Raw genomic sequence first — 14403 nt, 5'->3', positions numbered from 1 at the left:
AAGTTTGCGAGCAAAATGCGCACCGTGAAGGGATCGAACTGGTGAACACTTCCACGTCCGGAGCCGGGATAGAGGCCGGAGCCGGGACAGAGTCCGGCGCAATTGCGTCCGACGCCGTGGCCCGCCTGGCAGATGTCCGGCTCGATTGGCGGCACAAGGCAGTGCCCGCCACCGCTAACGGCACCAGCCACCGCGAGTTCCTCTCGACAGGCCCCACCCTTGCGGAACTCCAGACGCCGTTGCTGACCCTTGATGCCGGGGCGCTGCGCGGCAATGCCGATCGCTTGGCCTCATGGTGCGCGGAGCACGGCGTGCTGCTGGCTCCGCACGGCAAGACCACCATGGCACCGCAGTTGTGGTCCGAACAGCTCAACCGCGGCGCCTGGGGAATCACCGTGGCGAACTTCGCGCAGCTCCGCGTTGCCCGTGAATTCGGCGTGCGGCGCCTGCAGCTGGCCAATAGCCTCACCGACCCGCATGCCATCGAATGGGTTGCCGCGACCACCAGCCCGGATCAGCCGATCCTGTCCTGGGTGGATTCCACCGTCACGGTCGATGTCATCGGACGCACCCTGGAAACAGCCGGAAGCGACGCCAACCTGGATGTCCTGGTTGAGCTTGGCGGAATGGGTGGCCGCACCGGCGCGCGGGGCGTCGAAGCAGCGCTCGACGTCGCCCGGTCCGTGGCCGCTTCATCTCACCTGAGGCTGGTCGGCGTCAGCGGCTACGAAGGATCGCTGGCCCACACGGCCGACGCCGGCAGCCTGGCCGCCGTCCGCGGCTACTTGGGCCAGATGCGTGAGCTGCACGAGCGGCTGCTCAGTGAGGGTCTCTACGGGTCCGACGCCGTCATCCTCACTGCGGGTGGCAGCGCCTACTTCGACGACGTCGTCGACGTCCTGTCGCCGTGCGTCACGGCCGGCTCCGAGGCTGGCCCCCGCGTGGAACTCATGATCCGCAGCGGCGCCTACATCATCCACGACGACGGCTTCTACCGCGGCATCTCACCGTTTTCCCGCGACGGCGGCGAACCGTTCAAGGCAGGAATGCACGGCTGGGCGCGAGTCGTATCGCAACCGGAACCCGGCCTGGCCATCCTCGACGCCGGCAAACGCGACCTCCCCGTAGACGAAGGCCTGCCCCGGCCGCAGCTGATCGGACCCGCCCTCGGCGGTCCCATGCAGCCGCTCGCCGGCGCAGAGATCACCGCCGTCAACGATCAGCACTGCTTCATGACGTTCGACGCCGGCACCACCACCGTCCGGCCCGGCGACGTGGTGCGCCTGGGACTTTCGCACCCGTGCACCGCCTTCGACAAGTGGACGCTCATCCCGGTGCTGGCCGACACAGATGGCGACCAAACCGTCGTCGACCTCATCCACACCTTCTTCTAGGACACGCGCCATGAAGACACTCATCAGCAACGCCGTCCTGGTGGACGGAACCGGATCGGACCGTCGCCCAGCGGACGTCCTGCTGGACGGCGAGGTGATCGCCGTCGTCGCCGACGCCGGATCCCTCACCGCCAGCGGAACAGGCGCCGAGCGGATCATCGATGCCACCGGGCTCGTCTTGAGCCCCGGATTCATCGACATGCATGCGCACTCGGATCTCCAGCTCCTGGTCAACAAGGACCACTACGCCAAGCTCAGCCAAGGCGTCACCACCGAACTCCTGGGCCAGGACGGACTGTCCTACGCTCCGGTAGATGAGGCCACCCTCGCCGGAGTCCGCGAAAAGATAGCCGGTTGGAACGACAATCCGCAGGATTTCGACTGGAACTGGCGATCGGTGCGCGAGTACCTTGACCGCCTCGACCGCGCAGACAACAAAGGCAGGATCGCCACGAACGCCGCCTACCTCGTGCCGCAGGGAACCGTGCGGGCCATGGTGATGGGCTTCGCCGAAGGTGACCCGACGCCGGAGCAGCAGGAGCGGATGCAGGACGTGGTCCGCACCGCCATGGAGGAAGGCGCCGTGGGGATGTCGTCCGGACTGACCTACACCCCCGGCATGTACGCCCGCACCGAGGAACTGGCGGGACTTTGCCGCACCGTGGGAGAGCTGGGCGGTTTCTACGCCCCGCATCACCGCTCGTACGGCAAGGGCGCGCTCGGAGCCTACGCCGAGATGATCGAGCTGAGCCGGGATACCGGCTGCGCCCTGCACCTGTCCCACGCCACCATGAACTTCGCCGAAAACAAGGGCCGTGCGGGCGAGCTGCTGGAGCTGATCGACTCAGCCCTCGACGCCGGCGCCGACATCACGCTCGACACCTACCCCTACCTCCCCGGAGCCACCACCCTTTCGGCCATCCTGCCAAGCTGGGCATCCTCGGGCGGCACCGAGGCCACGCTGGCCCGGCTGGCCGACCCTGGAACCAGGGCGAAAATCCGCGAGAGCGTTGAGATCTACGGCTCCGACGGCTGCCACGGAGTGGTTGCTGAGTGGCACACGCTTGAGATCAGCGGCGTCCAGAATCCCGCGCTCGCCGGCCATGTGGGCAAGACGATCGCTGCGATCGCCGAGGAAACGGAACAAGAGCCGTTCAACGTCTTCGCGGGGATCCTCCAGGAGGACCGCCTCGGCACCGGGATCCTGCAGCACGTTGGCCACGAAGAAAACGTGCAGGCCATCATGGTCCACCGCACCCACACCGGCGGCAGCGACGGCCTCTTGGTCGGAGCGAAGCCACACCCCCGCGCCTGGGGAACATTTCCCCGCTACCTGGGCCACTACAGCCGCGACTTGGGCTTGCTGACGCTCGAAGACATGGTCCACCACCTGAGCGGCCGCCCCGCCAGGCGGCTCAAACTCGACCGCCGCGGCCTGGTCCGCGAAGGCTACGCGGCCGACGTCGTGCTCTTCGATCCGGAGAGCATCCGCGACGAAGCCACTTTTGACAACCCCCGCCGGGCAGCCTCCGGCATCCACTATGTGTTCGTCAACGGGACAGCCGCGATCGACGGCGGGCAACCCACCGGCGCCCGCGCCGGCCGCGCCCTGCGTCGCAGCCCCGACGGACGCACCCGAATAGCTCCAGAAGAAGGTATCGAATCGCATGACTCCTGAAGAATTCGTCCAGCAGCTTGAAGCCGACCGCACCCTCGCCGTCGTCCGGACGTCGTTTATCCCCGATGCCGCCGAGCTCTGCCGGGCACTGGCCGACGGCGGCATCCGCAGCGTCGAGCTGACGTTCACCACGCCGGACGTGCTTAGCCATGTGCGGCGGGCGGTCGAGACCGCCGCCCAGCACGGCGCCGCCGTCGGGATCGGCACCGTCATGACGGCCGAGCAGGCTAAGGCAGCCATCGACGCCGGGGCCCGGTTCCTGGTGACCCCGGGGCTCCGTCCGGAGGTCGCCGCAGTGGCTGCCGCGGCCGGCATTCCCTTCAGCTTGGGCGCCATGACTCCCACCGAGGTTGCGCAGGCCCTTGACCTAGGTTCCGCCGCGGTCAAGATCTTTCCGGCCCGGCAGCTCGGCCCGGCCTATTTGAAGGATCTCCAGGGACCTTACCCGGGCATTCGGCTCCTTCCCTCCGGGGGGATCGATGCGTCGAACGCCAAGAGCTATCTCGACGCCGGCGCCGCAGCAGTCTGCTGCGGGACCAGCGTTGTCCCTCCCGCCGCCGTGGCCTCGGGCGACTGGGCAGACATCTCGGCCAGGGCCTCCGCCTTCACCGCCACCCTCACGTAGGAATCCCCAGAAAGTAACGTCCATGAATGAATTCCTGAACTGGCTGCGGCACGATACAGCCGGCCTGCTCCTCCTGGCGGGTGTGGGCATTGCCCTCCTGCTGTTTCTGATCATCAAAGTCAAAGTCGAACCGTTCATCGCCTTGGTGGGCACCAGCGTGCTCGTGGCGCTGGCGGGCGGAGTCAGCATCGACGCCCTCGTCGGCTCGCCCATCAAGAGCGGAGATGCCCTCATTGAGAAGGGCTTCGCCGGGATCCTCGGACACATCACACTGATCATCGGCCTGGGTACGGTGCTCGGCGCCATCCTGGAACGTTCCGGCGGTGCTGAAGTCCTGCTGGGGAAGCTCGTGAAGGTCTTCGGCGAAAAGGGCACCCCCGTGGCGATGGGTGTCACCGGCTTCGTCCTGGGCATCCCGGTCTTCTTCGACATCGGTATCTTCGTGCTCGCGCCCCTGGTCTATGTGGCGGCGGTGCGAGGCGGGAAGTCCCTCATCTTGTACGCCCTGCCGCTCCTCGCCGGCCTCTCCGTAACCCACGCTTTCCTGCCGCCGCACCCAGGACCCGTGGCCGCGGCCGGACTCTTCCACGTGGAACTCGGCTGGATCATCATCATGGGCCTGGCCTGCGGCATCCCCGCCTGGTTCGCCTCCGGCATCCTCTGGGGCCGGTGGATCGGCAAGCGCGTGCAGATCGCCGTTCCGGAGGACCGCGTGATCCCGGAAGCCGAAGAAGCCGTGGGCCACGAGCCGCCCATGAGCCTTGTTGCCCTCGCCATTGGCCTGCCGATGGTCCTGATCCTCGGCGCCACCTTCGGTAACGTCTTCTTGCCCGCCGGCGGATTCCGCGACACCTTGGTGTTCTTCGGCAACCCGGCCATTGCGCTGACCGTTGCCGTGGGACTGTCCATGTGGTTGCTGGGCGTCCGGCGGGGGATGAGCGCCAAGGAGCTCTCCGAACTGAGCTCGGCTTCGCTCAAGCCGGTCGGCATGATCCTGCTTGTTGTTGGAGCGGGTGCGTTCTTCGGCGCGGTCCTTTCGGCAACTGGAGTAGGTAACGCGGTAGCCGACACCTTGTCCAAAGCGGGGCTCCCGGTCATCGTGTCCGCCTACGTGATCGCCTGCGGTATGCGCATTGCCCAGGGCTCAGCCACAGTGGCGATCGTTACCACCGGCGGCATCCTGGCCCCTGCGCTCACCGCCGGACACTATTCGCAGCCGCAATTGGCCCTGATCGTCATGGCCATCTCCTCGGGCTCCATCATCGCCAGCCATGTGAACGACGGCGGCTTCTGGATCATCTCCAAGTACTTCAACATGTCCGTCAAGGACACCTTGAAGACGTGGACCGTACTGGAAACCGTGCTCTCCGTGGTGGGCTTCGGCATGGCGGCCTTGCTGTACCAGTTCGTCTAGTACGCGCCACGCATCCTATTGAGCGACGCGGCCAATCCCTGGCGACGCCGGAATTCCGGTGTCGCCAGGGATTTTGCGCATCTTAAACAAAGAGCTCCGGAGTGCGTTATTGGGGGATACGCACTCCGGAGCGGACTTTGGAGCAGGTTCTTGGGGTTCCTGCTGACAATTAGCTTACGTGCCCTGACGGCACTCCGCTACCAATCCGAATAACTACTTTCACTTTAGTTTTTCCGGGCCCGAATTTAGGGCCGAATCCGGCCGTCGGCGTCATTCTCCGACCGTTGCTCGGAACCATGACGGCCGTGTTTGGGCAGCGGGACGAGCAGCAGGGGGCGGCTTTGGTGCCGGCTGAGCCAAGTGGCAACAGAGCCGTTCAGGGCTTCGGATATTCTGTGGCCCAGGCCGGGCTCAGGGCAGCCGAGGATGATCATCGACGCCTGGACATCGTCCGCGAGGCGGCTGATTGCACGCGCCGGGTCGCCGGCGAGTGTGCGCAGGGTCCAGTCCACGGTGCCTGCCGCGGTGGCTTTGTTGATCCGGGAACGCAACTCGTTTTGGACTGCCGTGATGTCGGCGTCAACCTTGCCGGGGTGCAGTGACACGCGGTGCGTTTCCTTCGCGGGGTCCCATTCCACCAAATAGCTGGCCTCATCCACGTAGGCACAAACCAGCGGTGCGGCGAGATGGAGTGCGAGGTCCAGTGCCGTCTGCAGCACCTGGGGGTGCTGCCCGGGCAAGACGCCGAGAACCAACGGAACACGCCCACTGAAACTATCCGGGGCCATACCCAATTGTTGCCCCGGGAACCGTGGTTTGAACAGGCTCCCGCCCCTTGTAGAGCACCCTCCGCGGGCCTAGCGTTAACTTGCAAAGGAAGGGGTGGTCCACGTGGAGATCTTCATGTGGTGGCTGGACATTGACCTCAAGAGCAAGGAATGGCTGCGGGAGAACCTGCGTGCCGCGGAACTTCCACTGGAAGTCGTGCAGCGGATTGCCGAAGTCGGTGGGCCGCGCCTTGAAGAGCTGGCTGGCGGGCTGACCGATGCCGACTGGGACTTTATTGAGACGCAGTCCGAGTTCGTGGACTGAGCCGGTTTCCTAGACCGGTTCACAAAACCGTTGCGGCTCCCGCGCGGGGATGGTTGCATGGGGTTCATGGCTACCGCAGAGAGTTATGTCTTGGCGATCGGGACCAAAAAAGGACTATGGCTGGCACACAGTCCAGACCGCAAGGAATGGTCCCTCTCCGGCCCGCACTTCCTCATGAGCGAGATTCCCAGCATCGGGATCGATACCCGCGGGGACGCCCCCCGGATCATGGTGGGCGTGCGCTCCGAACACTGGGGGCCCACCGTGGCCCACTCCGATGACCTAGGCGCCACATGGACTGAGCCCGAACAAGGCGCCATCAAATTCCCTGAGGGCACCGACGCCGCGCTCGAACGGATCTGGCAGATCTATCCGGACTCCGCGTCCCGGCCCGGCGTCGTCTGGGCCGGCTGCGAACCGATCTCCGTCTGGAAATCCACCGACGGCGGCGAGCACTTCGAGCTGAACCGGGGCCTGTGGGACCACCCGCACCGCAGCGAATGGGGAGCGGGTTACGGCGGCGCCGCCGCCCACTCGATAGTCGTCAACCCCTCCGGGGAGAACGTCCACGTCGCCATGAGCACGGGCGGCGTCTACCGATCGCTCGACGGCGGAACCTCCTGGGAAGCGCGCAACAAGGGGATCTCGGCCTACTTCATGCCTGATCCCAACCCGGAGTTCGGCCAATGCGTGCATAAGATCGCCGCGGATGCCGCCGTCGAGGGCCGTCTGTATGCGCAGAACCACCACGGCGTGTACCGCACGGATGACAACGGTGAGAACTGGGTTTCAATTGCGGACGGTCTGCCCGCCGATTTCGGCTTTGTGATGCTCACCCACCCCCGTCGCGAAGGTACCGCGTGGGTGGTCCCGATCAAGGCAGATAGCGAGCGGATTCCGCCGGATGGCCATCTCGCGGTGCACCGCACGGACGACGCCGGGAATACCTGGAAACGTTTGGATGTGGGACTGCCGGACCATGAATACAATGCCGTGCTCCGTGACGCGGCCGCGGTGGATTCAGCTGAACCTGCCGGGGTGTACTTCGGAACACGCGGTGGCTCGGTCTACGCCAGCGCTGACGAGGGCGAGTCCTTCATTGAAGTTGCCTCGCACTTGCCTGATGTTTTGTGCGTCCGGGTTGCCGCTGTCTCGGGCGAGCTGGCCGCCGAATTGGCCGCCGCCGCCGCGGCATCCGGTGTCCCGGGATAGGACGGATCTTGTCCGACATCACCGTGGTTTTGCCCAGCGTCCTCCAGCCCCTCGCCGGCGGGCAGTCCTACCTGACTACGCCCGCCGACGGAGCTGTGACCGTGGAAAGCTTGCTTGATGCTGTGACCGGGGACTACCCGGTGCTTGCCCGGAGGCTCCGGGACGAAACCGGGTCCCTCCGCCGCTACGTGAATATTTACGTCAATGGCGAGGAGGTCCGGCGCCTGAAAGGTCTGGATACTGAGGTTGCGGCCGGCCAGGAGGTCTTGATCATCCAGTCCGTGGCTGGCGGCTGAGCGGTTCGGGGCCAGGATCAGGCCACTCGCCAGACGGTGCATTCGTCGGTATTGATGGCCTTGCGCAGGCCGGTCAGCTGGTCCATGATCCAGACGACGCCGATGCCCGGGGCCGTCTCTTGGACGCTCCCCCTGCGGATGACCACGTCATCGTAGGAGGGTCCGACGGAGAGGCGGGCTTCGATCTGGTCGCCGCGGTGCAGCTGGTCAAGTGCGCGGATTCGTGTGGGGTGGGTTGATACTTCCTTCAACATGGTGGCCTCCCTGGCTGGAGCTGCCAGCGTTTGCCGGCTATTCCAGTGTGGCGGGCGAATGTTGCAGGGTGGTTTCGTACGGGTTAGCCGTGGGTAAGACTTGTGTGAGCACAAAAATCGATTGCTCCGTAACGGTCGTTCTGAGGGTTCAAAACGACCGTTACGGAGCAATCGATGGGGGTAAGGTTCCGGGGAGCGCCCTACTTGAGGCCGAGCTCCGCCGTCGGGGTCTTGAAGGATTCGCGGGCAGTCATCGCGGAGACAGCAGCGATGACGCAGATGACGCCGGTGAAGACGCTGATCTGGACCCAGCCGCCGGCCTTGGTGCCGCCCATTGCGGTGACGATGGTCGGGGCGAAGCCTGCCATGAGGAAGCCGATCTGCGTGCCGATGGCCAAGCCGGAGAAGCGGACCTTGGTGCTGAACATTTCGCCGTAGAAGGAGGGCCACACGGCGTTTGCAGCGGCGTATCCGAGGGCGAAGTACACCACCGAGACCAGGAACATGAGCGGCACGTTTCCGGATTCGAGCGTCAGGAGGAACACGGGCGTCATGATAGCGCTGGCAACAGCACCGTAGATGAAGACGGGCTTGCGGCCGATCCGGTCAGCCAGCTTGCCGAAGACCGGCTGGGTGCCAAGGGCCACGATGTTGGCTGCAACGACGAGCCACAGGGTGATGGTGCTGTTGACGTGGGCCACGTCCTGGGCGTACTTGATGGCCAGGGTGCCGAAGACCGTGCTCACGGCGGAGATGAAGGCACAGCAGATGACGCGCAGGACGTCGGCCCAGTGCAGCCTGAGGAGGTCGGCCACCGGGAGTTTGGCGATCTGGTTGTTCTTCTTGGCCTCGGCGAATGCGGGCGGCTCGTGGAGGGTGCGGCGAATGAAGAACGCTACCAGGACGACGACGGCGCTGAGCCAGAACGGGATGCGCCAGCCGATGCCGTACTTGATCTCGTCGGGGAGGGCGACGACGGGGATGAACACCAATGCTGCGAGGATCTGGCCACCCTGGGTTCCCGTGAGGGTCCAGGACGTGAAGAAGGAGCGCCGGTTGTCCGGTGCGTGCTCCAAGGTCATGGACGAGGCGCCGGCTTGCTCACCTGCAGCCGAGAGGCCTTGGCAGAGGCGCGCGAAGACCAGCAGCGCCGGAGCCCACCACCCGATCGACTTGAAATCGGGGAGGCAGCCAATGATGAACGTCGCGGCGCCCATGAGCACCAGGGTGAACATCAGCACGCGCTGGCGGCCGATGCGATCGCCGAAGTGCCCCAGGATGATGGCGCCGACCGGCCTGGCCACGTAGGCGAAGCCGAATGTCGCGAAGGACATGATGGCGGCGTTGGCGTCGGCGCTGGGGAAGAAGACGTGCGGGAAGATCAAGGCCGCGGCCGAACCGAAGATGAAGAAGTCGTAGTACTCGACGGCGCTACCGAGGAAGCTGGCGAGGGCGGCCTTCTTCGGCGTCCCCGCCGTGGCGGTGCCCGGCGTCGTAGACGGGATCGTGTGACTCATGGTGTTCCTTTTGTGTGACGGCGATGTCGCATCTGGCTGAAATGTGCGTACCTGGAACGTCGTTGTGGGTCCGGCAGCGGCCTCACGCTGTAGCCACATTGTGAGAGCTACTTGTGCGATATAGCAATAATGACTGTGAGCGCAGTCACTTGTCAAGATATTTACTCACCATCTAGATATAGCTCTCACGATGTGGCAATCTTTAGTTATGGATGTGAAGGAAGACACAAAGACCGACATGATCGGCAAGGCCCTGGGCCTCCTCGTATTGCTGGGCAATGAACCGAAGGGGGCCAGTGCTTCCGAACTCGCCCGCCAGGCGGAGCTGCCGTTCAGCACTACCTACCGGCTGCTCGGTTCTCTGACTCGCGACGGTTTTGTTGACTATGAGGCCGATGGTCGCCGCTACCACCTGGGCCTTCGCGTCTTCCAGCTCGGGCAGAGGGTGTCCAATCATCATGGCTTTGCGGGTACCGCGCGTCCTATCTTGCAGCGCGTGACGGAGGGGACTGGCGAGGCCACCATCCTTTCGGTCCGGGATGGCCATCACCACCTCACGGTCAACAAGGTGGATGGCCCCCAGATGTTCCGGGTCACGAGCGATCCGGGGCATCTTGGGATGCTGCACACCACGGCGGTAGGCAAGGCATTGGTTGCTTTCGCGGACGACGACGAGCGGCAGCAGTTGGTGGAAGAGCTTGGTTTGGAGCCCCTGACGGAGTTCTCCATCACGGATCGCGATGCGTTCCGCTTGGAAATCGAGAAGGTCAGGCGCCAGGGCTACGCGATCATGGATGAGGAGAACGAGGTGGGCATGCGCGCCGTCGCCGTACCCGTACTCAACTCCCAGGGCGTTGCCTTCGCGTCCCTTGCTACAGCGGTCCCCGTCTTCCGCATGAGCGTGGAACAGCTCGTGGCGGTCGTTCCCCTGTTGAAGAGCGCGGCGTCCGAGCTTGCCGATCGCCTGCCGCAGCGCTAAGCGGCACTCACTTTTGTTCGCGATAAGAACACAAGTGCAATATGTGAACATTTTGTGTAGTCTGATTCATACCGCCCGGCGGAGCAGCATGCTCTGGACGTCCCAAGGGAATCCAGAGGCCAATCCGCGGGTGCAGTTGTCAAAGGAGCAATGAGCATGAGCAACCGAGCCGAGTCCTTCTTGGTGGGCCTGATCGGCGAAGGCGTCACGCCTTCGCTGACGCCGCCCATGCATGAGAAGGAAGCCGACGTCCAGGGGCTCCGCTACCTGTACCGGCCCATCGACCTGCTGGAGCTCTCCCTGCCCGGCTCCGCCGTCGGCGATCTCCTGACTGCCGCTTCCCGGCTTGGCTACAACGGCCTCAACATCACGCATCCGTGCAAGCAACTGGTCCTGCCGTTCCTGGACGAGGTTTCCGCGGACGCCCGGCGGCTCGGAGCGGTGAACACCGTGCTGATCCAGGACGGTCGCTTCATCGGCCACAACACAGACTTCTCCGGCTTCGGATCAGCTTTGGCCACTGGCCTTCCCGACGCGGGCCTGGAGCGCGTCGTCCAGCTCGGCGCCGGTGGTGCCGGCTCCGCCGTCGCATACGCCCTCCTTTCTGCCGGGGTCAAGTCACTGGACCTTGTGGACGTCGATCCGGCGCGCTGCGCCGAACGGGCGGCGGAACTCGCCGCCCTGTTCCCTGGCAGCACCGTCACGGCGCGCACGACGGCGGAGCTGCCGCAGCTGATGCCGCTGGCCGACGGTTTGGTGCACTGCACCCCGGTGGGCATGGCCGCGCATCCAGGCCTTCCACTGGACATGTCCCTCGTGGAATCCCGCCACTGGGTCGCCGACATCGTCTACCGGCCGATCGAGACCCAACTGGTGCTCGAGGCGCGCGCCAAGGGCTGCCGCGTGCTCGACGGCGGACGCATGGCCGTGGGGCAGGCCGCCGACGCTTTCCGCATCTTCACCGGCCGCGACGCCGATCCGGAACGGATGCGGGCACACTTCCTGGCGCTTGTGAGCGCCGAAGAAACCAAGGCTGAAGCGTCGAAGGCAGACAAGGCACTCGCCGGGGCGGGGCACTGATGCGCACGGGAATCGCCACGGTCTGCCTCTCCGGCACGCTCAAGGAAAAGATGCAGGCCTGCGCCATCGCGGGCTTTGACGGCATCGAAATCTTCGAACAGGACCTCGTCACTTCCCCGCTCAGCCCGGAGGATGTGCGGAAGATGGCCGCGGACCTCGGGCTCGGACTGGACCTCTACCAGCCGTTCCGCGACTTCGACAGCGTCTCCGAGGAAATCCTGCAGGAAAACCTGCGCCGGGCGGAAGCCAAGTTCAAGCTCATGTCCCGCCTGGGCATGGACACCATCCTGGTGTGCACCAACGTGGGAACTGCCACGATCGACGACGACGGCCTCCGGGCCGAGCAGCTCTCCCGCCTGGCGGAATTGGCTGGGGACCACGGCGTCAAGGTCGCGTACGAGGCACTCGCTTGGGGTAAGTACGTCAACGACTATGAGCATGCGCACCGTTTGGTGGAGACGGTGGACCACCCCAACCTGGGCACCTGCCTTGACTCCTTCCACATCCTTTCCCGCGACTGGGATACGGCACCCATCGAGGCCATCAAGCCCGGGAAGATCTTCTTCGTCCAGGTGGCCGATGCCCCGAAGCTCTCCATGGATGTGCTGTCCTGGAGCCGCCACTACCGCGTGTTCCCGGGCGAAGGACAATTCGAGCTGGCCAAGTTCATGGGCCACGTTGCCCGCGCCGGCTACTCCGGTCCGGTCTCGCTGGAAGTCTTCAACGACGTCTTCCGTCAATCGGATGTGGAGCGCACGGCGGTCGACGCCATGCGCTCGCTGATCTGGCTTGAGGAACAGAGCGCCAAGTGGCTCGACGCGAACGCGGCGTCCTTTGCGGTGGGAGGAGCGTCGGGAGGCGCCAGCGGTGACTCGCTCGCCAACGCTGCCGGCCGCCGTCGTTATCCCATGGAACTGGCCACGCTGCCCAAGGTGGCGGAACCGGCGGGATTCAACTTCGCCGAGGTCAAAACCGATGACCCCGCGCAGCTCGAAACGCTTCTGGGCCAGCTCGGCTTCGAATTCGACGGCCGGCACCGGACCAAGGACGTGCAGCTGTGGTCCATGGGCCAGGCACGCGTGATCATCAACGAACAAGCGCCGTCGCACAGTGAACCCGCCATTGCGGCGTTGGGCTTCGACGTCGACTCTCCCGTGATTGCCTCGGCCCGCGCCCAGCAACTCAAGGCTCCCGTGGTTCCCCGCAAAGTCCAGGCTGACGAGGAAGTGTTCCAAGGCATCGCCGCACCGGACTCCACGGAAATCTTCCTGTGCCAGGGCAGCCCGGACGGGACGGCGGCATGGACGCATGAATTCGGCGAGGGCCTGGAGCACCCTTCAGCGGGAGCGCAAGCGGTGATTGACCACGTGAACCTGGCCCAGCCGTGGCAGCACTTCGACGAAGCCGTCCTCTTCTACACGAGCGCCCTCGCGCTGGAACCGCAGCCGTTCGCCGAAGTGCCAAGTCCCAGCGGCCTGGTGCGCTCGCAGGTCATGCAGACTTCTGACCGCGCCGTGCGCCTGGTGCTGAACCTTGCTCCGGTGCTTCAGCAGGAGCCCGGCCAGCAGGGACCCGGCGCCCGCAAGAACTACCAGGAACACATCGCCTTCGCGGTAGGTGACCTCGTGGCCACGGCCCGGGCGGCCCAGGCACGGGGACTCGAGTTCCTGCAGATCCCTGCCAATTACTACGAGGACCTGGATGCGCGCTTCGCCCTGGATCCTGCCTTCCTAGCCACCCTCGAGGAACTGAACCTTCTCTATGACAGGGATGCCAACGGTGAATTCCTCCACTTCTATACCGCCACGGTGGGCAGCGTGTTCTTCGAAATGGTGGAACGCCGCGGCAACTACGACGGCTACGGCGCCCCCAACGCCCCCGTGCGCCACGCCGTCCAATACGACTCGCTTCACGCCCATCACGTGCACCGCTGAGCAGAAACGCAAGCAGAAACCAGGAAAGCAACCACCCGAAAGGAGCCGGCCGTGCTGCTAGACGCAAATGCCGGGCACTACCAAGACGACGAGCTCGTACCGGCGGCCGAACCGCATGCCGCGCACGCGTCGTCGGACGCCGCAGCCGAAACCCAAGCGGATCTCAGCGCTGAGATCAAGGCCATCGGCGAGGCGTACGTCCAGGCGCTCAAGAACGGTGCCGCGCAGGAGACCCAACCTCGGCTGGATTTCGCGCCGTACCGCAGCAGCATCCTGCGCCACCCCACCAAGAGCCTGCACCACGCGGATCCAGAGACCATCGAGCTGTACTCGCCGGCGTTCGGGCACCAGGACGTGCACGCCTTGGAATCGGACCTCACCATCCAGCACAACGGCGAACCCCAAGGTGAGCGGATCATCGTGCAGGGCAAAGTGCTCGACGGCGACGGCCGCCCGGTTACCGGCCAGCTCGTGGAGATCTGGCAGGCAAACGCCGCCGGCCGCTACATCCACAAGCGCGACCAGCACCCCGCCCCGCTCGACCCGAACTTCACCGGCGTCGGACGCTGCATCACCGGGCCGGACGGCTCCTACCGCTTCACCACCATCAAGCCCGGCGCCTACCCGTGGAAGAACCACCTCAACGCCTGGCGCCCCGCGCACATCCATTTCTCGCTGTTCGGCACGGATTTCACGCAGCGCATCGTCACCCAGATGTACTTCCCGGGTGACCAGTTGTTCCCGCTGGACCCGATCTATCAGTCGATCGTGGACCAGGACGCCCGCGACCGCCTCGTGGCCAAGTACGACCACGAACTCACGAGCCCCGAATGGGCCCTCGGCTACAACTGGGACATCGTCCTGAGCGGGTCGAAGCGGACCTGGACCGAAAACGAAGCCTTTGGCGACGCCGGGGATGAGGAGTAGA

14 protein-coding genes are annotated in these 14403 nt (G+C 65.1%); 11 read left to right on the top strand and 3 right to left on the bottom strand.

What is annotated here, in order from left to right:
* The first annotated feature begins 41 nt into the window (after positions 1 to 41).
* Genes ACX5I4_RS21270 through ACX5I4_RS21255 form a run of 4 tightly spaced genes read left to right on the top strand, consistent with a single transcriptional unit; the run spans position 42 to position 5111 of the window.
* On the top strand, positions 42 to 1394 hold the full coding sequence (locus tag ACX5I4_RS21270; RefSeq protein WP_461838434.1) for a type III PLP-dependent enzyme domain-containing protein: 1353 nt from the start codon (positions 42 to 44) through the stop codon (positions 1392 to 1394).
* A 10-nt stretch (positions 1395 to 1404) separates the two neighbouring features.
* A complete protein-coding gene (locus ACX5I4_RS21265; RefSeq protein WP_461838433.1) occupies positions 1405 to 3072 on the top strand; it encodes an N-acyl-D-amino-acid deacylase family protein in 1668 nt (555 codons plus the stop codon).
* On the top strand, positions 3062 to 3697 hold the full coding sequence (locus tag ACX5I4_RS21260; protein ID WP_461838432.1) for a bifunctional 4-hydroxy-2-oxoglutarate aldolase/2-dehydro-3-deoxy-phosphogluconate aldolase: 636 nt from the start codon (positions 3062 to 3064) through the stop codon (positions 3695 to 3697). The genes ACX5I4_RS21265 and ACX5I4_RS21260 overlap by 11 nt, the downstream gene beginning before the upstream one ends.
* A 22-nt stretch (positions 3698 to 3719) precedes the next feature.
* On the top strand, positions 3720 to 5111 hold the full coding sequence (locus ACX5I4_RS21255) for a GntP family permease (protein ID WP_461838431.1): 1392 nt from the start codon (positions 3720 to 3722) through the stop codon (positions 5109 to 5111).
* A gap of 245 nt (positions 5112 to 5356) precedes the next feature.
* Here ACX5I4_RS21255 and ACX5I4_RS21250 read toward each other — a convergent pair whose 3' ends face one another.
* Positions 5357 to 5899, bottom strand: a complete 543-nt coding sequence (locus tag ACX5I4_RS21250) for a universal stress protein (protein WP_461838430.1) — start codon at positions 5897 to 5899, stop codon at positions 5357 to 5359.
* 103 nt (positions 5900 to 6002) lie between these two features.
* Here ACX5I4_RS21250 and ACX5I4_RS21245 point away from each other — a divergent pair, with 103 nt between their 5' ends.
* Genes ACX5I4_RS21245 through ACX5I4_RS21235 form a run of 3 tightly spaced genes read left to right on the top strand, consistent with a single transcriptional unit; the run spans position 6003 to position 7711 of the window.
* Entirely contained in the window at positions 6003 to 6203 is a 201-nt protein-coding gene (locus ACX5I4_RS21245; protein WP_461838429.1) for a hypothetical protein, read from the top strand.
* A gap of 57 nt (positions 6204 to 6260) precedes the next feature.
* Positions 6261 to 7415 carry a WD40/YVTN/BNR-like repeat-containing protein gene (locus ACX5I4_RS21240; protein WP_461838428.1) on the top strand — a complete coding sequence of 385 codons (1155 nt, stop codon included), beginning with the start codon at positions 6261 to 6263 and terminating at the stop codon, positions 7413 to 7415.
* Between the two features lie 8 nt (positions 7416 to 7423).
* Complete coding sequence (locus tag ACX5I4_RS21235; protein WP_184740006.1) at positions 7424 to 7711, top strand: MoaD/ThiS family protein; 288 nt, start codon at positions 7424 to 7426, stop codon at positions 7709 to 7711.
* A gap of 17 nt (positions 7712 to 7728) precedes the next feature.
* On the opposite strand, the gene ACX5I4_RS21230 is transcribed toward ACX5I4_RS21235, so the two are convergent.
* A complete protein-coding gene (locus ACX5I4_RS21230; protein ID WP_059388807.1) occupies positions 7729 to 7965 on the bottom strand; it encodes a hypothetical protein in 237 nt (78 codons plus the stop codon).
* Positions 7966 to 8165: 200 nt separating this feature from the next.
* Positions 8166 to 9482: an MFS transporter gene (locus tag ACX5I4_RS21225; protein WP_461838427.1), complete on the bottom strand. Its 1317-nt coding sequence runs from the start codon at positions 9480 to 9482 to the stop codon at positions 8166 to 8168.
* A 208-nt stretch (positions 9483 to 9690) separates the two neighbouring features.
* On the opposite strand from ACX5I4_RS21225, the gene ACX5I4_RS21220 reads away from it, so the two are divergent.
* From ACX5I4_RS21220 to pcaH, 4 genes are all read left to right on the top strand, one after another.
* Positions 9691 to 10461 (top strand): IclR family transcriptional regulator, encoded by a 771-nt coding sequence (locus tag ACX5I4_RS21220; protein ID WP_461838426.1) that lies wholly within the window; start codon positions 9691 to 9693, stop codon positions 10459 to 10461.
* Between the two features lie 156 nt (positions 10462 to 10617).
* Positions 10618 to 11541 carry a shikimate dehydrogenase gene (locus ACX5I4_RS21215; RefSeq protein WP_461838425.1) on the top strand — a complete coding sequence of 308 codons (924 nt, stop codon included), beginning with the start codon at positions 10618 to 10620 and terminating at the stop codon, positions 11539 to 11541.
* Complete coding sequence (locus ACX5I4_RS21210; protein ID WP_461838424.1) at positions 11541 to 13475, top strand: bifunctional sugar phosphate isomerase/epimerase/4-hydroxyphenylpyruvate dioxygenase family protein; 1935 nt, start codon at positions 11541 to 11543, stop codon at positions 13473 to 13475. The genes ACX5I4_RS21215 and ACX5I4_RS21210 overlap by 1 nt, the downstream gene beginning before the upstream one ends.
* A 54-nt stretch (positions 13476 to 13529) precedes the next feature.
* Positions 13530 to 14402: a protocatechuate 3,4-dioxygenase subunit beta gene (pcaH, locus tag ACX5I4_RS21205; RefSeq protein WP_461838786.1), complete on the top strand. Its 873-nt coding sequence runs from the start codon at positions 13530 to 13532 to the stop codon at positions 14400 to 14402.
* Position 14403 lies beyond the last annotated feature (1 nt).

It is taken from the genome of Arthrobacter sp. MMS24-S77 (assembly GCF_054888235.1).
The sequence above is the reverse complement of the archived record's forward strand: the minus strand, read 5'-3'. Positions and strand labels throughout refer to the sequence as shown.

What these genes read in the sequence shown, in the direction of transcription:
- ACX5I4_RS21265 (WP_461838433.1), top strand. Translation starts at nt 1,405, where the DNA reads ATGAAGACACTCATCAGCAACGCCGTCCTGGTGGACGGAACCGGATCG.
- ACX5I4_RS21260 (WP_461838432.1), top strand. Translation starts at nt 3,062, where the DNA reads ATGACTCCTGAAGAATTCGTCCAGCAGCTTGAAGCCGACCGCACCCTC.
- ACX5I4_RS21255 (WP_461838431.1), top strand. Translation starts at nt 3,720, where the DNA reads ATGAATGAATTCCTGAACTGGCTGCGGCACGATACAGCCGGCCTGCTC.
- ACX5I4_RS21250 (WP_461838430.1), bottom strand. Translation starts at nt 5,899, where the DNA reads ATGGCCCCGGATAGTTTCAGTGGGCGTGTTCCGTTGGTTCTCGGCGTC.
- ACX5I4_RS21240 (WP_461838428.1), top strand. Translation starts at nt 6,261, where the DNA reads ATGGGGTTCATGGCTACCGCAGAGAGTTATGTCTTGGCGATCGGGACC.
- ACX5I4_RS21230 (WP_059388807.1), bottom strand. Translation starts at nt 7,965, where the DNA reads ATGTTGAAGGAAGTATCAACCCACCCCACACGAATCCGCGCACTTGAC.
- ACX5I4_RS21225 (WP_461838427.1), bottom strand. Translation starts at nt 9,482, where the DNA reads ATGAGTCACACGATCCCGTCTACGACGCCGGGCACCGCCACGGCGGGG.
- ACX5I4_RS21220 (WP_461838426.1), top strand. Translation starts at nt 9,691, where the DNA reads ATGGATGTGAAGGAAGACACAAAGACCGACATGATCGGCAAGGCCCTG.
- ACX5I4_RS21215 (WP_461838425.1), top strand. Translation starts at nt 10,618, where the DNA reads ATGAGCAACCGAGCCGAGTCCTTCTTGGTGGGCCTGATCGGCGAAGGC.
- ACX5I4_RS21210 (WP_461838424.1), top strand. Translation starts at nt 11,541, where the DNA reads ATGCGCACGGGAATCGCCACGGTCTGCCTCTCCGGCACGCTCAAGGAA.